21 protein-coding genes and 1 pseudogene are annotated in these 21450 nt (G+C 34.8%); 7 read left to right on the forward strand and 15 right to left on the reverse strand.

Annotated features, from left to right (window positions below):
• The first annotated feature begins 63 nt into the window (after positions 1 to 63).
• Entirely contained in the window at positions 64 to 2148 is a 2085-nt protein-coding gene (locus tag LAB100_RS03720) for a KUP/HAK/KT family potassium transporter (protein WP_119325858.1), read from the forward strand.
• 92 nt (positions 2149 to 2240) lie between these two features.
• Here the strand turns inward: LAB100_RS03720 and LAB100_RS03725 are convergent, their stop codons facing one another.
• Complete coding sequence (locus tag LAB100_RS03725) at positions 2241 to 2759, reverse strand: hypothetical protein (protein ID WP_119325857.1); 519 nt, start codon at positions 2757 to 2759, stop codon at positions 2241 to 2243.
• Between the two features lie 211 nt (positions 2760 to 2970).
• Between LAB100_RS03725 and LAB100_RS03730 the strand changes: the two genes are divergently transcribed.
• Positions 2971 to 3258, forward strand: coding sequence for a hypothetical protein (locus tag LAB100_RS03730; RefSeq protein WP_119325856.1), 288 nt, complete (start codon positions 2971 to 2973; stop codon positions 3256 to 3258).
• Positions 3259 to 3465: 207 nt separating this feature from the next.
• On the opposite strand, the gene LAB100_RS03735 is transcribed toward LAB100_RS03730, so the two are convergent.
• Positions 3466 to 4278 (reverse strand): HAD family hydrolase, encoded by an 813-nt coding sequence (locus tag LAB100_RS03735; RefSeq protein WP_119325855.1) that lies wholly within the window; start codon positions 4276 to 4278, stop codon positions 3466 to 3468.
• Between the two features lie 146 nt (positions 4279 to 4424).
• Here LAB100_RS03735 and LAB100_RS03740 point away from each other — a divergent pair, with 146 nt between their 5' ends.
• The gene (locus tag LAB100_RS03740; protein WP_119325854.1) at positions 4425 to 4712 is read left to right on the forward strand and encodes a response regulator; all 288 of its coding nucleotides are present in this window, start codon (positions 4425 to 4427) and stop codon (positions 4710 to 4712) included.
• A 124-nt stretch (positions 4713 to 4836) separates the two neighbouring features.
• On the opposite strand, the gene LAB100_RS03745 is transcribed toward LAB100_RS03740, so the two are convergent.
• From LAB100_RS03745 to LAB100_RS03760, 4 genes are all read right to left on the reverse strand, one after another.
• Positions 4837 to 5694, reverse strand: coding sequence for a GRP family sugar transporter (locus LAB100_RS03745; RefSeq protein WP_119325853.1), 858 nt, complete (start codon positions 5692 to 5694; stop codon positions 4837 to 4839).
• A 318-nt stretch (positions 5695 to 6012) separates the two neighbouring features.
• Entirely contained in the window at positions 6013 to 6687 is a 675-nt protein-coding gene (locus tag LAB100_RS03750; RefSeq protein WP_119325852.1) for a 2,3-bisphosphoglycerate-dependent phosphoglycerate mutase, read from the reverse strand.
• A gap of 64 nt (positions 6688 to 6751) precedes the next feature.
• Complete coding sequence (locus tag LAB100_RS03755) at positions 6752 to 7630, reverse strand: cation diffusion facilitator family transporter (protein ID WP_119325851.1); 879 nt, start codon at positions 7628 to 7630, stop codon at positions 6752 to 6754.
• Positions 7631 to 7723: 93 nt separating this feature from the next.
• On the reverse strand, positions 7724 to 7936 hold the full coding sequence (locus LAB100_RS03760; protein WP_245865731.1) for a hypothetical protein: 213 nt from the start codon (positions 7934 to 7936) through the stop codon (positions 7724 to 7726).
• Between the two features lie 195 nt (positions 7937 to 8131).
• Here LAB100_RS03760 and LAB100_RS03765 point away from each other — a divergent pair, with 195 nt between their 5' ends.
• Entirely contained in the window at positions 8132 to 8866 is a 735-nt protein-coding gene (locus LAB100_RS03765) for a DUF5067 domain-containing protein (protein WP_119325850.1), read from the forward strand.
• Positions 8867 to 8877: 11 nt separating this feature from the next.
• Here LAB100_RS03765 and LAB100_RS03770 read toward each other — a convergent pair whose 3' ends face one another.
• The 7 genes from LAB100_RS03770 to LAB100_RS03800 all read right to left on the reverse strand — a co-directional run bounded on the left by LAB100_RS03770 (position 8878) and on the right by LAB100_RS03800 (position 14788).
• A complete protein-coding gene (locus LAB100_RS03770; protein WP_119325849.1) occupies positions 8878 to 9621 on the reverse strand; it encodes a CPBP family intramembrane glutamic endopeptidase in 744 nt (247 codons plus the stop codon).
• Between the two features lie 209 nt (positions 9622 to 9830).
• Positions 9831 to 10367, reverse strand: coding sequence for a hypothetical protein (locus LAB100_RS03775; protein ID WP_119325848.1), 537 nt, complete (start codon positions 10365 to 10367; stop codon positions 9831 to 9833).
• Between the two features lie 183 nt (positions 10368 to 10550).
• Positions 10551 to 10940 (reverse strand): DUF956 family protein, encoded by a 390-nt coding sequence (locus tag LAB100_RS03780; RefSeq protein WP_119325847.1) that lies wholly within the window; start codon positions 10938 to 10940, stop codon positions 10551 to 10553.
• Positions 10941 to 11056: 116 nt separating this feature from the next.
• Positions 11057 to 11968, reverse strand: coding sequence for a PTS system mannose/fructose/sorbose family transporter subunit IID (locus LAB100_RS03785; protein WP_119325846.1), 912 nt, complete (start codon positions 11966 to 11968; stop codon positions 11057 to 11059).
• A gap of 19 nt (positions 11969 to 11987) precedes the next feature.
• Positions 11988 to 12806, reverse strand: a complete 819-nt coding sequence (locus LAB100_RS03790) for a PTS mannose/fructose/sorbose transporter subunit IIC (RefSeq protein ID WP_119325845.1) — start codon at positions 12804 to 12806, stop codon at positions 11988 to 11990.
• A gap of 44 nt (positions 12807 to 12850) precedes the next feature.
• Positions 12851 to 13825 carry a PTS sugar transporter subunit IIB gene (locus LAB100_RS03795; protein WP_119325844.1) on the reverse strand — a complete coding sequence of 325 codons (975 nt, stop codon included), beginning with the start codon at positions 13823 to 13825 and terminating at the stop codon, positions 12851 to 12853.
• 627 nt (positions 13826 to 14452) lie between these two features.
• Positions 14453 to 14788: a winged helix-turn-helix transcriptional regulator gene (locus LAB100_RS03800; protein ID WP_119325843.1), complete on the reverse strand. Its 336-nt coding sequence runs from the start codon at positions 14786 to 14788 to the stop codon at positions 14453 to 14455.
• An 88-nt stretch (positions 14789 to 14876) separates the two neighbouring features.
• Between LAB100_RS03800 and LAB100_RS03805 the strand changes: the two are divergent.
• Positions 14877 to 15894 (forward strand): annotated as a pseudogene (locus LAB100_RS03805) (zinc-binding alcohol dehydrogenase family protein).
• Positions 15895 to 16280: 386 nt separating this feature from the next.
• Here LAB100_RS03805 and LAB100_RS03810 read toward each other — a convergent pair.
• On the reverse strand, positions 16281 to 16961 hold the full coding sequence (locus LAB100_RS03810; RefSeq protein ID WP_119325842.1) for a DUF4867 family protein: 681 nt from the start codon (positions 16959 to 16961) through the stop codon (positions 16281 to 16283).
• A 147-nt stretch (positions 16962 to 17108) separates the two neighbouring features.
• Here LAB100_RS03810 and LAB100_RS03815 point away from each other — a divergent pair, with 147 nt between their 5' ends.
• A complete protein-coding gene (locus LAB100_RS03815; protein WP_119325841.1) occupies positions 17109 to 18047 on the forward strand; it encodes a 2-dehydropantoate 2-reductase in 939 nt (312 codons plus the stop codon).
• A 22-nt stretch (positions 18048 to 18069) separates the two neighbouring features.
• Positions 18070 to 19107, forward strand: a complete 1038-nt coding sequence (locus LAB100_RS03820; RefSeq protein WP_119325840.1) for a PTS sugar transporter subunit IIC — start codon at positions 18070 to 18072, stop codon at positions 19105 to 19107.
• Positions 19108 to 19277: 170 nt separating this feature from the next.
• Here the strand turns inward: LAB100_RS03820 and nagE are convergent, their stop codons facing one another.
• A complete protein-coding gene (gene nagE / locus LAB100_RS03825) occupies positions 19278 to 21257 on the reverse strand; it encodes an N-acetylglucosamine-specific PTS transporter subunit IIBC (RefSeq protein WP_119325839.1) in 1980 nt (659 codons plus the stop codon).
• Positions 21258 to 21450 lie beyond the last annotated feature (193 nt).

Consider the following 21450-nt stretch of genomic DNA (forward strand, 5'->3'; position numbering starts at 1 on the left):
TTCATAGTATCAATTCTAATGTTATAATCGCCGTTGAACTGTTTATTTTTGGAGATTATTTATATGGAAAAGACACAACTAAATTCATTAAAAAATAACCCCCATTCAAAGATGAGTGTTGCGGGATTCCTAATTGCTTTGGGAATCGTTTATGGGGACATTGGTACTTCTCCTCTATACGTTATGCATTCTTTGATGGTTGGGAACGGTGGACTTGAAAAGATGTCCACCAATTTTATTCTAGGCAGTGTATCCTTGATTTTTTGGACACTGACTTTGGTTACGACAATCAAATATGTTTTGATTGCTTTACGTGCCGATAACCGTGGTGAGGGTGGTATCTTTGCCCTCTATACTCTGGTTAGAAAACGTGCTAAATGGCTGATCATTCCAGCTATGATCGGTGGGGCTACCTTCCTAGCTGATGGTATGATGACGCCAGCGGTTACTGTTACCGCTGCGATTGAAGGTCTAAAAGGTATTGCTATCAATAATACGGTTCTGATCAGTACTCAGAATCAAGTTATTATTGTTACTCTAATCATTTTATCTACCCTATTCTTTATTCAAAGATTTGGTACTCAATTGATTGGTCGTGCTTTTGGTCCTATCATGCTGATTTGGTTTGCCTTTCTGGGATTCATTGGAATTTTAAATCTATCTTCTGATTGGACTATTATTCGCGCCTTAAATCCATACTACGCAATCGAATTACTGAGAAGTCCTATTAATATTCGTGGAGTTTTCATTCTTGGTAGTATTTTCCTAGCTACGACTGGTGCTGAAGCATTGTATTCTGATATGGGACATGTTGGTCGTCCTAATATTTACACCAGTTGGCCATTTGTTAAGATCTGTTTATTGCTAAGTTATTTAGGTCAAGCTACTTGGATCTTAGGTGTAAAAGATAATCACACGCTTCAACAAATGGGTTCAGCTATGAATCCTTTCTATCAATCAATTCCTTCTGACTTTAGACTATTTGGGATTTTTCTTTCAGCCATGGCCGCTATCATTGCTTCTCAAGCTTTGATTTCTGGATCATATACTTTGGTATCTGAAGCAACTAAGTTAAGAATCTTCCCAAGATTAAAGACTTATTATCCTACTAACTTTAAAGGTCAATTGTATATTCCTACAGTTAACTCAATTATCTGGGTTGTCTGCTTGTTCATTGTTTTCTATTTCAAAACTTCAGAAAACATGTCTAATGCTTACGGTCTAGAAATTACTATCACTATGTTGATGACAACTATTCTGCTACATCAGTGGTTATTGATGAAACGTGCTAACCGCTTCTTTACAACGATTATTATCAGTTTCTTCTTTATTATTGAAAGTATTTTCTTCGTAACTAATAGTAGTAAATTCATTCATGGTGCTTATATCACAATGTTTATTGCCGCTTTACTTATCGCCGTTATGTTCATCTGGAGATACGGTGAAAGACTTAAAGATGACAACACTTATCGGAGCCACTTTGTTTCACTACTAGCTTTTAAGCATCAATTAAATGATTTGAGAAAAGATCCAAGCTATCCACTTTATACAACTAATTTGGTTTATCTAACAAAGATCCACGATGGTTATCGAATCAAAAAGAATATTCTCTACTCTATTCTTGATAAACGTCCAAAGCGTGCTCAAGTTTACTGGTTCGTTACTGTTAATGTTACCGATGAACCTTACACTGCTGCTTATAGTGTCGAAACATTCGATACTGACTATATGGTCAGCGTACAACTTTACTTAGGATTCAGAGTTGACCAAAAGGTCAACGTTTATCTACGTCAGGTTGTCAATGACATGATGTCAAATGGTGAAATCAAGCCGCAGCCACAGAAATACACTACGATTCCTGATCGTGAAGTTGGTGACTTCTCCTTTGTTATTATTAAAGAGGTACTTTCACCAGATACTAAGATCAGCAGTCTTAAAAAGAGTGTTATTCACATGCGCTTGGTTCTTCAAAAATTCATTTCACCAGCTAACTGGTTTGGACTTTCATACAGTGATGTTGTAGAAGAACGTGTTCCACTTGTTCTTGGAAAAGTTTCACTCAATCGTTTACGTCTTGTTAGAAAAGACCGTTCGGCCTTAAAAGATATTAAAATTGACGGTGAAATTGATGACGATGATGATGAATAATTAGAATATCGTTCAATCTCAGAACAATAAAATACCCGTATGGTTACCATCAAATGGTTGCCACACGGGTATTTTTGTACGATTTATTTATTTTAGCCTTGTAACACTTCAACCGTCTTTTGATGAAGCTTTGAGGTAATAAAATCTACTACCCACTCAACATCTTTTTCAGGTGCACCTGACTTTAACAAGTTCCAAGACAAATCTAAGGCTACATCGTGTCCATCATCAAGACGAAGAATAATGTAGTGTGGTAGCCACTGATCAGATTTTTTACTAACAACGATGGCATACGAAAGAATATTCTCAAACGATACTGAAGCTTGCTTCTTAACTACCGGCATAAAAATGGCTTTGATTCTTTTCGACCAAGTATTGTAATCATAGAAATAAATCTTTCCATCAGTTATTTTCCAGTATCCATAAAGACTTGGCAAAATTCTTGGATAGACGACCATACTTTGTACCAAAAAAGTCAAAATCCCCAGAACAATACCAATAATCAAATTATGATCTAGAAGAATATAGATAAAGGTTCCAATAGCTGCTCCTAAAATTAAACTATTAAGCAATGGTTTCCAATTTAATTTTCTTGCAAAATCCTTTTCCATCTTCATCGCCTACTTTTATAAAAAATTATTTTAATAAAAAATAGCTTTTTTAATAAATTAAAGCAAAAATTTGGCTTAATATTGTACATCTTGTCATGGTTGGGACTCTTAAATTCACTTTCTCAATTTTCTAAATATAATTCACAGTAGTCAATGATATTAAAAGTTCGGTATCATTGATAATTAATTTAATAGAAAGAAAGTGATTATCATGTTTACTTACATTCAAATTATCGACAAAGACTCTGAAGTCTTTAAGGGATATGTGTATTTTAAATTTGATGAAGATAAGCTTTCCATGACGATGAGCAGAGGCATGAAAGCTTTGCATCGTATTACCATTCCAATTTCTAAAATCATCGATCTAACCGTCGAAAACTTTTATGGCGTTGATCGTATCAGTTTCTTTTATGGTGGCAAAAAATACACCTTTATCAATACTGGTTACGGTGAAGCAAAATATTTAAAAGACCACATTCTTAAAATTGCTAAAGTTTAAAAATATATAATTTCTAACATAAAAAAATGGCATCCATTAAGTAATTACGACAATTCTTAATGAATGCTATTTTAATATTGTTAATTTAATCAATGGTTCTTCACTGATTCAATTTATAAAGCCTCTCATAGATTTTCTTTAAAAAACAATTAATTACCTATAATTACTTCAAAAATCTCTGACAATCAATTATTTTCATGTTTATGGCTATTGATTAGGTTTTAAATATTCTTTTATACCAAAAGCAACGCCATCATGATTATTATCTTTAGTAATATGTTTGCCATAATCTTTTACTCCAGGCAAAGCATTATCCATAACAATCGGCGTCCCAACCGTTTCAAACATCGACAGATCATTATATCCATCTCCAAAGGCGGCCATCTCTAGTTTCTCTAAATTCTCTAACTTTTGAATATAACGGATTCCTCGAGACTTTTGTGCCAAGGGACTAGTAATCTCTAAATATTCGGCACTTGATTGGTTAACACTCATATCGCCTTTATTCAACTGTTCCATTCTTTCAACTAACGTTTTCATTTCGTCTTTATCAAAACAAATCAGCATTATTTTATATATCTTAGTTGATTCTTGTTTTAGTAAAGAAACAAAATTAGTCAAATTAGGCGTCTGTCCACCTAGTTCGGCCTCATATTTAACTCCACGATCAATCTTTTCGACATACCATTTATCCAAATCATAAAAACTACAGCTTACTTTTGGAAAAGAATCTTTAACTTCAGCCAATATTTTCTTAACACTGGCATTTTCAATAGCGTCTTCTTTAATAATCTTTAAATCATTCTCTATTTTTTGAAAAATCAAACCACCATTAAAAGCAATCTGAGGTTCAGTCAGTTCCAATTTATCAATAACATCCGTCATCTCCATCGGTGAACGAGCTGAAACCAATGTAAATGGAATGTCACTTTCTTTAATTACATTCACATTAGTTTCACTAATTCTACAATTGCTTTGTAATAAAGTTCCATCCATATCTGAAAAAATATGTTTGATCAAATTTACTTCCTCCTCAATTCAATTAATCATATATTATTTTATGAAACCAGTTCCATAGCAATCAAAGTTTTTTTCTTCATCCCCTTGCTATCAAACCAGTTCGATAGTCTATGGTATAGGTGAATCAAGAAAGGAACGTGAAAATAATGTTTGCTTATGTTCAAATTATCAACCAAAATACAGGAATCAAATATGGATATGTACAGTTCAAGTTTACTAAAGGAATGTTAAAAATTTCAGCACTAAAAGGTTTGACCAAATCAGACGCTATCAGCATTCCTATTACAGAAATATCCACAATTCAAGAAGATAATTATTACGGTTGGAACCGAATCAAATTTAATTATAAAGATATTCAATATATATTTCTATACAGTGGCTATGGTGAATTTGATTATTTAAGAGAAAACATCTCAGAGCCCGTGATAGCATAATAAATTTAGTATGAATTTTAAAATGTGCTTTAAATAAAAAACAACGCTTATTAAAGAGTTCAGATATGATTATGCATATCTTGAGCTTCTTATAAGCGTTGTTTTTAATATTTTTATTAAATTTCTATGCAAATGAGGTTGCAACACTACCAATAACAATCAAGACAATCCCTAAAATAGTAAACGTCAACTCATGACGGCTCTTACGTTCATGAAGAACAAAGATTCCACCAAAGGTACCGATAACTACATTCAATTGTGTCCAGATAAATGCTGATGTATTACCGTTAGCTTTAGCTGAGAAAATATAAGCAAAAGCAGCAATTCCCCAAGCGATACCAGCAATAATATTTTGATATTGTTGTTTTTGTTTGAATGAATCCTTATCTGTAAATAAGGCATAAATGATAGCCCCTAAAAGAATTCCCAACATTTCTGGTAAAAAAATACCAGTTGAACTTTCTGCTTTAACAATTGGAATATTAGGAAATGATGAATAGATCCAAAATCCAACAGTTGTACATAATAAGAAAGCCGCATCTTTAGCTTCCATCTTCTTACCAGAAGAACTATCGGTTACTGAGGTCAACAAGGCACCTACAACGACGATTGCTAACGCAATAATTCCGATAATCTTCGATTGAACTCCAGCCCAGTCGCCAAAGATCAACATTCCAATAATTGAATTACCAACTAATTGAAAAACAGTTGATAAGGGAACTGTACCAGATACACCGATACGTTTGAAAGAAATGAACTGACCGATTTGTCCGATAGTCCATAAAGCACCACACAAGACAGAAAACCAAAAAGCTTGTGCACTAACACTAGGTTGAGTAACCAAATAAGAAATCAAACCAACAATTGTGGCACCGGCACCAATTCCAAACATCTGATTAACTGGTGAACCACCAACTTTTCCGGTAATGATTGGCATGAAACCCCAACCTAGAGCCGGTATTAAAGCAATTAAAATATTCATACGAAACTCCTTCTCGATTTGACCAAATATTAGTAATAATTATTTTTTTAACGTGATACGTTTGATTTGTATAAGGAACTACTTGTTTCTCATTATTCAATCTTTACTACTCATGCTGAAATGAACATTATTACAATAAATTAGTTTAAATAAGTCTTTTTGGCACATAAAACGTCACTAACTTATCTAGACCATTTTAATAGTTTAACGCATTATTTCCAAAAAGAAAGCATTTTCTTTAAATTTTTCAAAAAAAATGAAAGCACATTCAAAGTCCACTTCGACTTCAAAGGTGCTTCCATTTATTTTCAAATATAATTATTTTTCAGTTCGATTGCTATCCACAACTTTTAATTTATCATCAAATTCATAAATCAAAGGTTTTCCATTAGCAACTTCAACCCCATCAATATCCTCATCACTAATACCCTCAATATACTTAATCAAAGCCCTGATAGTACTACCATGCGCCACAATCAATTGATTTTTGCCATCAAGCAATCCTGGAGCCACATGATCAACATAATAAGGAATGATTCGTTGATACGCCTCATATAAACTCTCTGCTACTGGCATGATCCTGGCGTCAAAGTACTTATAAGGTCCAACGTTTGGATCTGGTTTTTCTAACTTAGGCGGTATTGAATAGAAGCTACGGCGCCAATGGTGAACTTGTTCAATACCATACTCTCTTCTAGTGGCATCTTTATTGAGCCCTCTCAAAGCTCCATAATGACGTTCATTCAAGCGCCAAGTTTTTGTGATTGGCACATAATTAAGATTTAAATCATCTTGAATAATATAAGCTGTAATAATTGCTCGTTGCAAAACTGAAGTATGAACGTGGTCAAAATAAAATCCTTGAAGTTTTTTAGCAGCTACGTGTGCTTGGACGATGCCTTCTTGAGTTAAACCAACATTATTCCACCCCGTATATTGATTTAAAGCATTAGCAATACTTTCTCCATGCCTTACCATGACAAGTTTTACCATATTACGACATTCCCAACTTTCATATAAAATTACCTATTAATCTTAGCACAATTCAATTTCTATATTAATCGATCAACGAGTTATCCAACCCTCTCGCACACTCAGCCTGTAAGGTGACGTGCGTAATATCGAATTTATCATTCAATAATTTATCAGCCTTGTCATAAAGTGAATCCAGTTCAACCATATTACAATTTTTCTTCACGTTAATATGAGCATCCAACATAATATGATTTTCATCAATCATCCAAACATGAACATGGTGAACCTTAACAATCTCAGGAATAGTCAATATTTCGGCCTGAACAGCATCTAGATCAATTTTAGGACTGGCCTCCATTAGAATATTGATTGTTTCTGAAACCACGCTGTAAGCTTCCTTAAGCAACCAGATAGCAATCACGATTGTAATCACAGGATCTACCCAAGTCCAATTGAATAGAATCACGAAAATTGAAGCTAGAAAAACCCCTACTGAAGATAACGTATCGGTCAACATATGTAAAAAAGTCGCCTTGATATTTAAATTATGCTTCGATCCAGACATTAGCATTACCATCGATACAAAATTAGCCGCTAATCCAATTAAAGAAACGATCATCATTAATTTACCATTGATTTGTTGAGGCTGAGACAATCGTTTAAATGATTCAAAAACCATCATCAATGTAATTACCACTAATACAATCGAATTAACAAAAGCTGCCAAAATTTCAGCCCTCTTATAACCAAATGTCTTCTTACTATTATTTTTTCTTTTACCAATAACACTAGCAACGTATGAAATCACAATTGAAAGTGAATCCTCTAAATTATGAAAGGCATCGGAGATCAAACCTAAACTACCAGAAACAAACCCTCCGACAAATTCAGTAATTGTAATCACAACATTTAATACGGTTACGTAAAAGAAACGTTTACCTGTCACTTTTTCATGATCCATAATTTGCCTCCTCGTGTCTATCATACCAATCTTTTGCAAAAAAAAAGATGGAACCAACAAGTTCCATCTAAATACTTACCCTTATATATCCTTCTATTTAGTTGTCAATTTAGCGACAACTTTAATGGGATGAGCTACATCAATAATATCAGAGAATCTGTTTGTAACATAATCTCTCATACCGTCACGTGCCTCTTTTTTAGAAACATTGTGACAAATGCGCTTCTTAGCAACTGTTTGGCCTTCTTTGCTAAAGAAATTACAAGTTACTTCATAATCGCCATGATTACCAAAAAACAACATCATTGTGACCCCCTTCTATGCAAAATAACTATCTCATTAACTTCGACCAGATATTTATACCACTTTTTAAAAGACAGTTCAACACTCTTATTTAAAATTTCTTTACAAAAAAAAACTAAGCATTTTTTTGTAAATTAATTCCTACGAAGTAATTATGATATTATAAAAGTATCGAATTATTCACAGGGGAGTAGCGTTATGAAAAGGGAAAATCGCAACATTAGATCTCGTATGACTCGTGAAGCGCTTCGGAGAAAAAGATTACCTTTTTACAAGAAAAGATCATTTATTATTTCCACCATTTTAATTCTAATTATTCTAATTGGTCTATTTATTTTTTGGAGAGCAAATTCTAACAACAATAATGAATCACAACCTTCTCATAAAATTGAAAAGGTTAAACCACAGAAAAAAGCCAAAAAGAAAACCACCAAAAAAGCTAAGAAAAACAAGGCTCAGAAAGTAACTAAAGAAGAACCAGCCAAAAAAGTGGAAAAACAGCCCGAACAAAAACCAGCTGAAAACAAAATTCAAAATGCTGGAAGTTACAGTGATTTAACTTACGATACTGATTGGTATACTTTCAAAATCTCTAACGAAGTTAAACTTATTAAAGATTCAAACGGTGATGCTGCTCTATTAGTCAAATATAATTACACTAATAAAACCAACAGCAATCAAGTGCCTGGACAAGTTCAAAGTAATGCTATCATGCTTAAACAAGATGGTAAGCAATTAAATGCCACTAACGCTACTGGCGACAATCAACAACTAGTTGCATCCGCAAATAATGGTCAGGTCTTACCTGGTAAGAGTTTTGACGGTGCCTTGTTAGTTAAAGTGGACAGTACTACTTCAGAAGTAACCATGTATTTCAAAAACATTCAAACTAACGATTGGTTGGATAGTACACAGCCACTTAAATTAGATTAAAAAGAGGAAGCCTAAGCTTCCTCTTTTTTTATTTCAAAATTTTGCAATTGAACATAGGCAATCACTAAAGCAATCGCTAGGAAAACAATCGTCACGTAAAGTGAAGCCATCGAAAACGTTGTTTGTGCGGCTTGTGCCATCATCTTATTAGAGAACATAGGGAACATATCCCGTAATGCATGTAGTGCTATAACGATACTTAAATTACGAGTTTTTAAATAAATTGTTCCAAAAAGTATACCTAATGCTGCCGCAAAAATTACTTGAGCTGAAACATATCCAATTGGTAATGATTTTAAGTTCATCATATGAATCAATCCAAAAATAATGCTTGAACCAGTTACAGCGCCTAAAGCATTGTTATGTAATAGCTTCAAGAATAATCCTACTAACAATCCCCTAAAAATATACTCCTCCGCTAGTCCTACCAATAAGCAGATCATAATGACTTTTAACTTAACTTGAAAATCAGTCGCTACTAACATCGCCGAATTTAAAAAAGCAATAATAACAATCGCTGGCAAAGTTGTATAAAGTTGCTTACCAATTTTTTTAGAATTAAACCAATAAACTTTTTGAGTAAAATAACCTTTATTTAACAAATATGCCACTATAAAAACAACTAAATCACCTAAAGCCTGCCAAAGACTATTAGCATTTTTCTTGCGAATAATTAGTCCCATCAAAGTCAGAACCGATGGAAACAAAAGACTAGCAATAACTATCTTAGTTAAATTATTTTTTAACAGTTTCATGTTTACTCCCTTTATTCTTTTTCACTTAAATTATATTAAAAATCGTCTTGACATGAAACGCGTTCGATAAAGTATTCTTTAATCGTTGAGATTACACAAGTCCTGCTATTGTTTCTTCCATACAGAACTCACCCTTCAAATTGTACTTCTCACATAGCTTATATAATTAAGCTCTTAAATAAAAAATAACGAATCTTAAAAAAGATTCGTTATTTCATTTTTGAATCAATAAATTCTACAATTTTTTTAATATCATCAGCTGTAGTCGGAATACCAGACGACTTCCAAGCACAATTTAACCTTACTTGACGGTGTCCAGTTCTAATAACTAGACAATTGATTCTTCTGGTTAAAGGAACACCTAGGGATCCACCCAAGGGATATTGAGTATTCATAATTGATTTACCATCAACTATTGAAAAATTTTTGATATCTGCAAAGGGCATTTTTATGACCTTTTCACGTTTTGGTAAAAAAATAGCTAAGACTCTCTTCTCCCAAGTACTGTAATCATAGTAGTAGACTCCCTGATCATCAATTTTCCAGTAACCATAGGACTTCGACAGATACTTAGGATAAATTACTGTGCTCTCACTAACAAAGGCTAATATGCCCAAAATGAGACTAATTAAAGGATACTTTGGAAAAATAGAATAGAAAATAGTTGCTATTACAACTCCAAAAAAAATACTGATCAATAATGGCTCAAAACTGATTTTTCTTTCAAAACTCAATTCATTTTCCATTTTAATCACCTTGATTGTCTATGATCATCATTAAGATAATCCTTGAACCTTATTTTTTCAAAAATTCTGTTCCCAAATCGTCCACTTTGTCATTTTTGGCATAAAAAAATCCAGTACGGTAACCATTAAATAAATGGTTATTATACTGGAATTTTTTATCTAAAAACAAAAAATATTGTTCCCTTATTTCTTAGACTTTTTCTTTTTATTTGGATTTCTTGTAAAAGCCCGTTTAATAACTTGGAAGAACCCAAGTGAACGAACGATATGATCTGGTCTGATATAGACCCTAATAGCACGTAATGCCTTCTTAGGATCTCTTGCTGAAAAGGAAAAAGTACCATTCTTCTTAGTTTCAATAGCAAAACGAGGAATCCATCTGCCACCAAAAACCACTGAAACAATTACCAAACGGACTTCTGTCCAAGGAATCTGGATATAGTTATTAGTATCACGATCATCATAAAATTCAAAGCCTTTATCTCCGATCATGATCTTACCGTAATCTGCCATTCCTAAGTGAGAAGTTGCATTCATGACCAAATCCGACTTCGTATTTATTGATTGAACCATTTAACCTAACCCCTTTATCTATTTAAAAAGTATTATACGTCTGAAAATATCTATTATCAAAAAAGAGGCGGAACTCATTTAATTGAGTCCACCCCATATTTGAAAGTTTCAAATAATTACATAATGTGAAGTACGTGTAGGACAACACCGACAACGAACAAACCAAGAATAACTACGATTGGAGAAACTTTCTTCTTTAATAACCACATGCAGAACAATGTTAGAAGCAAAGCTGCTAATCCAGGGATCAATTGATCCAAGTTATCTTGCAATGTTGTTACCTTGTGAGCTGTCAATGAAAGACCAGCCTTTTGTTGAATCAAGGCTTCCTTGACTCCTTGTGCACCAGCTGGTAGATGTGACCAGTCGATATAAGCACCCTTATCTAGTTTAACTGATGAAACTGTTGGTGTGAACTTAACAACAACCCAACGGTTAATCAATGAACCTAGGATAAACATACCTAGAATTGAAGCACCCTTTGTGATGTCTTGTAGGACACCACCAGAAACGTCTTCTGTAATCTTTGAACCGGCTTTGTAGCCAAGTTCTTGTGTGTACCACATGAAGGCCATACGAATAGCATTCCATGCTACGAAGTAAATGATTGGTCCAAGAATATTACCAGTCATAGCCAATGAAGCAGCCAAAGCACCAATAATAGGCTTAACAGTGAACCAGAACACAGGATCACCAATACCAGCCAAAGGACCCATCATACCAACTTTAACACCTTGAATAGTAACATCATCAATAGGTGCACCATTGGCACGTTCTTCTTCCAAAGCCATAGTAACACCAAGAATAGGTGAAGCTAGGTATGGGTGACAGTTGAAGAATTCCATGTGACGCTTCAAAGCTGCGGCACGGTCTTCTTTTGTCTTGTATAATTTTTTAAGTACTGGAATTAATGAGTAAGTCCAGCCACCATTTTGCATACGTTCGTAATTCCATGAACCTTGAAGGAATGTTGAACGCCACCAAACGGAAATTCTATCTTTTTTAGAAATCTTTACTTGATCTGCCATTTTTATGTGTTCTCCCCTCTTAGTAGTTATCTATAATGTCGCCGACTGGATCACCAGTGTTGGAGTTTCCTCCACCATTGTTTGAACCGCCATTACCACCTGATTTTTCCAATTTCAAGTAGATAAGCGCCATAGAAATACCGATAGCACCAAGACCAATTAGTGTTAATTGTGTGATTGTTGCAAGTACGAAACCAATTGCGAAGAATGGCCATACTTCTCTAGTAGCCATCATATTGATAACCATAGCGTAACCAACGGCAACAACCATACCACCACCGATTGATAATCCATCAGACAACCATGCTGGCATAGCATTAAGCATTTCCTTAACAGGGCCAGCACCAATTGCAAGGATCAATGCAGCAGGGATAGCGATACGAACACCTTGCATACAGATAGCAACATATTGCCAGAATTCAATCTTTCTAAAACTACCTTGTTCAGCAGCTTTATCCATGATATGAACAATACCAGTTGCTAATGTACGACATAGAATTGTTAATAGTAGTCCGGCAACAGCCAAAGGAACAGCGATAGCAATAGCTGAACCAACACCAGCTCTACCTTTACCACCAAGAACAAGAATAATAGCTGAAGCAACGGCTGCCAAAGCAGCATCAGGTGCTACGGCAGCACCGATATTAGCCCAACCCAAGGCGATCATTTGTAATGAACCACCAAGGATAAGACAAGGTAACAATTGACCTGTAACTAAGCCGATTAGAGTACATGCAATAACTGGTTGGTGAAAATGGAATTCATCCAAGATACCTTCCATACCAGCTAAGAATGAAACTAAAACGACTAGAATAATCTGAATAGCGTTTAATTGCATGATTATTAATCCTCCGTTTTATTTCTCATATATATAAAATTAAATTATTTTGCTTTGTTTAGTTCGTCTTGAGCTCTCTTCATAATGTTATCAAGGTTATCTTCTGAGTCTGTAGGAACTTTACGAACATCAAACTTGATGCCTTCTTTTTCCATAGCCTTATAAGTATCGATATCATTTTGATCGAAAGCCAAAACCTTATTTGGTTGAACTTTACCAACTGAGTGAGCCATTGAACCAACATTGATTGTCTTCAATGGAACTCCTCCATCAATAGCTCTCTTAACATCTTGTGGTGTTTCAAAGAGCAACAATGCACGTTCCCCACCAAAGTGTTTATCATCTTTGGCAATCTTGATCATTTGGTCAATTGGAATAACGTGAGCGTGAACACCAACTGGTGCAGCTTGCATGATCAATTGCTTACGCAAATCATCTTTAGCAACGTTATCTGAAACAACAATGATACGTGTAGGACTTGTTGTCTTAGTCCATGCAGTGGCAACTTGACCATGCAATAGACGTGAATCAACACGTGCCAAAACGTATTTCATTGAACCAGGTTGACCACCTGATGGTGCTTGTTTTGGTGCAACAGCAGCCTTAGTTTCCTTTGGTTGTAGTGATTCTGGACGAACCTTAACACCATCTTTTGCTGTTTCAATGATATGAGCAGCAATTTCTTGTGCTGAGTTCATTGATAGACGTGAAGCATATGCTTCAATCAACATAGGTAAGTTTAGACCAGCAACGATAGCCCACTTATCTTTATGTGCCTCGAACAAACCATTTACTTGGTTGAATGGTGTTCCACCCCACAAGTCAACTAGGAACAATACTTGTTCTTGGTCTTCTAGAGAAGAAACAGCTTCTTCCAATTTTGCTTTTAGATCATCAGGACCCATATCTGGTTGCAATGTAACGGCTTGAACATCTTTTTGTTCACCGAAAATCATTGATCCAGACATCTTGATGCCTTTGGCAAAGTCACCATGGCTTGCAATAACAATTCCAACCATGTTTAATCCTCCTTTATTTTTATGTCATTAAAGCGCTTACTTTGACCACCCATTTATGATCGAATTGACAATAAAAATAGAATAATTTCTAAATAAATCGCTTTAATAGAGCTCACCCTTCATGTGAACCCTTACATAATATCATTTTTTCAGAAAAAAAAACAGTACTTTTAACAAAAAGGCGCAAATAAAAACATTTTTAAACTTTACTTATAATTTTTTTAATTCATTTTCCACACTTTTGGTCCTTTATTTTGGCTTATCACATCGGCGTATCCAAAAAATAGGTATTATTTGATCAAAACATATTAGATTGTTTTTGATCGTTATTGTGAGTGTTTGTGAGAATTGAAAGTTTGCTTAATTTTTCATTGTTTTCAAATATATTGTTCCTTTATCCCCTTTATATCAGCATTTTCAATTTAATTAAAAAAGATCGGAAAAATTAAATATACTTTTTTCACATGTTACATCTAAGTAACAGTTTGTTACTTAAGTTTTGAAGCTTTTTATTTTGAAAAATCTAATTAAACAAGTTGACCAATTTACTGAAAGTGGTAGGTACCAATTGTATAGTCCATTTTTAGTAAATATTATTTATTAAATTTTTATTAAGACATTATATTTTTAACCATTTAATTGATTAAATCTGTCTCCCCACTCTGACATTGCCCTAATGACTGGTATTAATGTTGCTCCAAATTCTGTCAAAGTATAGTCAGTTCGCAAAGGTTCCTCTGAATAGATATTCTTTTGAATAAGCTTATCTTTTTCCAATTCGACTAACTGTAAAGCCAACATTCTAGTTGAACAGTCTTTCAAATCACGTTTCAACTGTCCAAAATGGCAAACTTTCTCTTCTATTAGATGATACAAAATCACACTCTTCCATTTACCCGAAATAAATTGCAGTGTACTTTCTACTGGACAGCCAACTTGACAATCATAAACTCGTCTTTGCACAACGAAACTCCTCCCACTAGTAACAAAAATTTCACGATTGTTCCTTTTGGATATTAGACTATCATATCTTTCGAAAGGAAGTAATAATATGAAAGCAATCGGATTTCAGCAACATTTACCCGTTACAGATCCAAAAAGTTTATTTGAATTTGAACTTGAGAAACCTATTCCTAAAGGACATGATCTACTAGTTAAGATTAATGCCGTTTCTGTCAATCCTGTAGATATTGGGGTACGGAAAAGTGGTCACGCAACTCTCAAACAACCAAAAATTATCGGTTGGGACGCTGTCGGAACAGTAATTGAAATTGGTCAAAAAGTTACCCTCTTCAACAAAGGCAATCGAGTCTTTTATGCTGGATCATTCAACCGTTCTGGAAGCAACAGTGAGTACCAATTAGTCGATGAACGAATTGTTGGTATCGCACCAAAAAAAATTATCCGATGCGCAGGCTGCGGCAATGCCATTAACATCTTTAACTGCATGGGAAGCACTTTTTGAACAATTAGAAATTGATCCCGAAGATAAAATAAACAATCACGGCAAAAATATTCTCATTATCAACGGCTCCGGCGGTGTCGGTTCAACCGCAACACAATTAGCTCACTGGGCGGGTTTAAACGTCATCGCCAGTGCCTCTCGTCCTGAAACTATTGCCTGGACAATTGCACATGGAGCCGATAAAACGGTCAATCATCATAAGGACTTAGTCACAGAGGTTCGTCGGCTCGGCTACAAGTATGTTGATTACGTTTTAGAATTAAATGATCTCGATGGACATTGGAATGAAATGGCCGAATTGATCAAACCCAGCGGGCACATTGCCTCAATTACCGAAAATCGTCGTCCCATAAACTTACGTAAATTGACCACCAAACGAGCTACTTTTGCTTGGGAATGGATGTTTTCAAAATCCTACTATCAAACTTCTGATATGATTACCCAACATCAAATTTTAAATCAAATTTCACATCTTTTAGATGAAGGAATCATCAAAAGTACTCTCAATAAAAAGTTATCCCCTATTAATGTGGATAACTTAAAGACAGCTCATCAATTAGTAGAAACTAATCATATGATTGGAAAAGTCGTTGTATCTAATTAAGTCTATAAATATCTAAATTTAATTATGCCAAATGTTAGTTACACCATCTGCGAAACAAAAAAACATCTATTAAGTCCTTCAAAGTACATAAAAAATGTACCTGAATCTTTAATAGATGTTTTTTCTTGTTCTTAATACCTAGAATTTAAGATCAAATAACAAATAAAATCATACATTAGTCCGGTGCAACAAGAAAATTGGCTCAGCCACGAAATTCTACTTAGTGGTGAACCCACTTAGTAGAAGACCAGTATTTGAGATAATTACGTACTTCAATTAGCTCAAATCTGTGCCCGCGGCGTTCCAGCCAAATTTTCTTGTTGCGGAGGACGGCAAGTTTAAATAACACCTTACCTACAATAGTAAGAAAATTTATAACTTCATTTTTATTCAGCCAAAGGTTTCATTTCAATCATCTTACCAGTCAAACCAACTTCAACTCCAATAGCAATCTTATCTTTACGACTAGGATCAACTAATTGGAACTTGTTTTGTTTAACAATACGTTTATTAGAACTCTTAAAGTCAGCTGGCAATTCTTCATTGCTTCCCTTAATCAACATAACAATAATTGAAAAGCCTGAATCATGAACCTTGATCGGAGCATAGTGCAAAGTTGAACTATAAAATTCAACTACTGTACCAGCTGGGACAAAGAATGTTTGACCATCATCTCTAGGACTATATGAACCTTTAGTATCAAGAGTTGAACGTTGACCAAGCACCATGATCACATCTGTCATCATAATATTAGTTTCACTACCCTGGTGATATTCAATAGCAGAAAAGTTAGTTGATTGACCAGTACATTCACCTGCTTCAATTGGTAAGTTGGCATAAATGTCTTTACCCATTTCTTGAATAACTGGAATAGCCTCAAGACCCTTATTCGAAGGTGTATAGAAATTAGCAGGACTTGAAATCTTAACGTTCTTATCCATGTAATCAGTTACTTCACTAATATCGTAGTTCGTATAAACTTTACCGTACTTTTTGAAATCTGGACTATCAATTGAAAGAATCTTATATTCTGGATTTAGTTTTTGGAAATCTTCTAATGAGCTCATGCTTATCCCCCAATGTTTACTTATGTTTATTTCAAACATAATCTAACAGTTGAAAACGTTTTAGTCAAGACTTATTCAATTACTTGTAGCTTTTTTCACAATAGTCTGAGTATAATACATGTACAGACATAAAAGGAGAAAAATACTATGAAAATTATTATCGCAGGTGCGGGTGCCATGGGCAGTCGATTCGGTATCATGCTTCATAAAGGTGGCAATGACGTTACTCTAGTCGATGGTTGGCCAGATCACGTTAATGCTATTAAGAAGAATGGACTAAAAGCCAATTTCAACGGTGAAAACATCACAGTCAATATCCCCGTAATGCTTCAATCAGAGATTAACAGCTCTGAAAAGGCTGACTTAATTATTTTATTCACGAAAGCAATGCAACTAGACAAAATGTTGCAAGATGTTAAGCCTCTTATTTCCAAACAAACTAAGATACTTTGTCTATTAAATGGTATTGGACACGAGGATACTATTGAGAAATACATTCCAATGGAAAATATCTTCATTGGTAATACTATGTGGACTGCTGGTTTGATTGGTCCTGGACAAGTTAAATTATTCGGAAATGGCTCAGTAGAATTGCAAAATCTTGGTCAAGGTCAAGAGAATTCAGCTAAAAAATTGGCAAGTTTTCTTTCTGAATCAGGTCTAAATGCTAAATATTCTGACAATATTCACTATTCCATTTATCGTAAAGCATGCGTTAACGGAACAATGAATTGTCTTTGTTCAATCCTTGAAGTTAACATGACTAATTTTGGTGCTACTAAACCAGCTCACGATATTGTTGTAACAGTTGTAAATGAATTTGCGACAGTTGCTAAGCATGAAGGTGTAGATCTCGACGTCAAAGAAGTTGTTGAACATGTTGAATCATGTTTTAATCCGGATACAATTGGCAAGCACTTCCCTTCAATGTATCAAGACCTCATTACTAATCACCGTCTAACTGAAATTGACTATATCAACGGAGCAATTTCTCGCAAGGGTAAAAAATACAATATCGCTACTCCATACTGTGATTTATTAACTCAATTAATTCACTGTAAAGAAGATATTCTTGGCGCTAACTAATTAAATCACAGGGGAAATTATTATGAATAACAGACTAACGGCCAAAATTTTTCTAAACAAAGTTTTATCAGGAACCGCTACCGGTATTATTATTGGACTGATTCCCAATGCTGTTCTAGCCGCTATCCTTAAACTCTTCGGTACTAATCCATTTGCTATTGCAATTGGACAGATGGCAATTATTTTTCAACTAGGAACGCCATTATTAATAGGGGCTTTAATTGCTCTACAATTTGACTTTAAACCAATGCCTATGATGGTAGTTGGTGGGGCTTCATTCGTTGGTTCTGGTGTTATCAAATTCAACGAAAAAGCTCAAGCATATATTGGCGCAGGAACTGGTGACATCATCAATACCATGTTAACTGCTGCAATTGCTGTTGGTTTGATTCTTCTGATCGGTGATAAATTCGGATCAGTTGCGATTGTTTTAACTCCAATCGTTGTCGGTGTTGGGGCCGGTTTGATTGGTTTTTATCTCTATCCTTTCGTTACTGACATTACCAAAGCCATCGGGGATGGGATCAATTCATTTACTAATTTGCAACCTATCTTAATGTGTATCTTGATCAGTTGTGCTTTTGCCACTCTGATCATCTCACCAATTTCAACCGTAGCTATCGGTATGGCTATTCAACTTAACGGTATTTCTGCTGGTGCTGCTGCCATGGGTGTTGCTGCAACTACACTTGTTCTAGTAGTTAACTCTTGGAAAGTTAACAAACCCGGTGTCACAATTGCCATTGCACTTGGTGCTATGAAAATGATGATGCCCAACCTCTTCCGTAAACCAATTATCCTCGTTCCTTGTTTAATAACAGCTACAATTTCAGCCATTCCAGTTGCTCTATTTAGTATCTCAGGAACCCAAGCATCCGCTGGATTTGGTTTAGTAGGATTAGTTGGACCATTAGCCTCACTTGAAGCTGGTCTCAATGTAGTTCTGCTCTTTATAAGCTGGCTAATCGTGCCTGTTGCTGTAGCATTGATTTTACAGTTCTTATTAGAAAAAGTTCTTCACTTGTATAACCGCAAGGATGTTTTCGAATTCTTGGGTTAAAAGAAATCGTTCGTACTCAGGTTCAGTTATAATTAGTTGTTTTAAAATCTAACTAAAAAGAACAGTATTGTTAAGTATTCAGGTACCTGAATTTCTTAATAAATACTGTTCTTTTTTATTTAAGTAAAATCTCGATGGACTTTCTAAGCGATTTATGAAGGGTGATACATCTACTTAGTTGTCACTTTAACAACTTCTTGATCCAATTGAACATCTCTATCCAAAACATTATATTTCATATAACTAACACTTGGCATATTCGTTACGATAACCATCATGTCAGTCTTTTTATCAGCCTGTTTAATCTTTTCCAAATCAACTTGAGCTAATTGGTCACCATGTTGAACCGCTTGCCCTTGTTCTACTTTGATATCAAAAGGTTCTCCTTTAAGTTGAACTGTATCAATACCCATGTGAACTAAAACTTCTAATCCATTTTCAGTTTTTATTCCTAATGCATGCTTAGTTGGAAAAATAGTTTCAATCGTCCCATCGACTGGGGAAGTAATCTTACCATCGGTTGGAATGACTGCATAACCATCACCTAACATCTTCTGTGCAAATGTTGAATCAGAAACTTCTTCAATATCTTCCAAATATCCATTGGCAACACTGTAAAAGCTATCTGTTTCTCCAGATTTAACATCACTCACAGGTTCAGGTTTATTAGGTTCTTTTTGGGAAACATCTGAAATTGTCGTAATAGCGGCATTTTGTTCATATAATTTTCTCAAATCATCTGCAACAAACTGAACCTCTGTTCCAACGACTACTTGAATATTTACTTTATCCAAGATATTTACACCAGCAACACCAGCACTCATGATCTGAGACTTATTAGTTTTATCTGTATCTTTTAATTGTAATCTCAAACGTGTCGTACAATTATCAATCACACTAATATTGTCATGACCACCGATACCAGCATAAACTTTTTTCGCCATGATCATATATTTATCATCAGTATCAGATGTAGCAACCTCTTCAACTGATTCATCAGATTCAATTGGTTCTCGTCCCGGTGTCAATAAATTAAACTTCTTAATAGCAAAATCGAAGCCAAAATAATAGATAACTGCCATTACCAAGCCTTGTACTAGTAGCATATAAGGTTTATTAGCAATCGGCATATGGAAACTCAAAATATAATCAACTAATCCGGCACTAAAAGTAAAACCAGCTGTCCAATGCATAAAGGCCGCAAAAGCCATTGATAAACCAGTAAAAATAGCGTGAATAACATAAAGTGGCCAAGCTACGAACATAAATGAGAATTCCAATGGTTCTGTTACACCTGTAAAGAATGAAGCAAATGCTCCGGCTAACATCAGTCCAGCGGTAGTTTTTTTACGTTCAGGCAAGGCATTTTTATAAATAGCTAAGGCTCCGGCTGGTAAACCAAACATCATAACCGGGAAATATCCGGCTAAGTACATACCAGTGATTCCTTTAGTACCCTTATTAGCCCAGAAATTACCAATATCATTAATACCTGCGATATTAAACTCAAATACTTGATTTAAGGCCTGATGCAATCCAGTTGGTATCAATAAACGATTAAAGAAACCGAAAAGTCCGGCACCGATCCAACCTAAATTAACGATAAATTTACCAAAGCTAATTAAAGCATCATATAAAACTGGCCAAACGAATAGTAAAATAACAGAAATCAATAACATAACCAACGTAGCTAAAATTGGTACTAGTCGTTTTCCACTAAAGAATGACAATGCCATTGGCAATTTAGTTTCATGAAAACGGTCAAACAGCGCTGCTGCTATCAACCCCGCAATAATACCAATAAATACATTACCAGCAATAGCATTAAAAGCTGGATTAACTTGAGTAACTTTAGTTCCTAATAATAAAGCCACTTGTTTGGGAGCTAATACGTAAGTAGGTACGATATAAGCTACAACCCCAGCCATAGCTGCTGCACCATCTTTTACCTTAGACATCCCAATTGACAAACCAACTGCGAATAGCAAAGCTAGTTGACTTAGAATGGCACTCCCGCCGACTTGTAAGAATTGAGCTAACGCCCACCCCTTAGGAAGCCAGTGTCCGATTCCTTCAAGCAATGCTGCGGCAGGTAAAACCGCTACTGGCAATTGTAAGGATCGACCCATTCTTTGAAGATAGGTTTTCATTTTCCTATTTTCCTCCCTTAATTAAAAAAGTTCTTTAACGAACACAATAATACTGGTACACATTCATAAGTGCAATGATTTTATTTGCATTTCACCGTTTGAAAGTAAGTTAAACGTTTACAACAAGAAATTGGACTAGATTAATTTTGAATTGGTATACTCCACAATGACTAATTTATTAAAAAAAACTAAT

The sequence above is a fragment of the Companilactobacillus musae genome (assembly GCF_003967595.1).
Lineage (GTDB): Bacteria > Bacillota > Bacilli > Lactobacillales > Lactobacillaceae > Companilactobacillus > Companilactobacillus musae.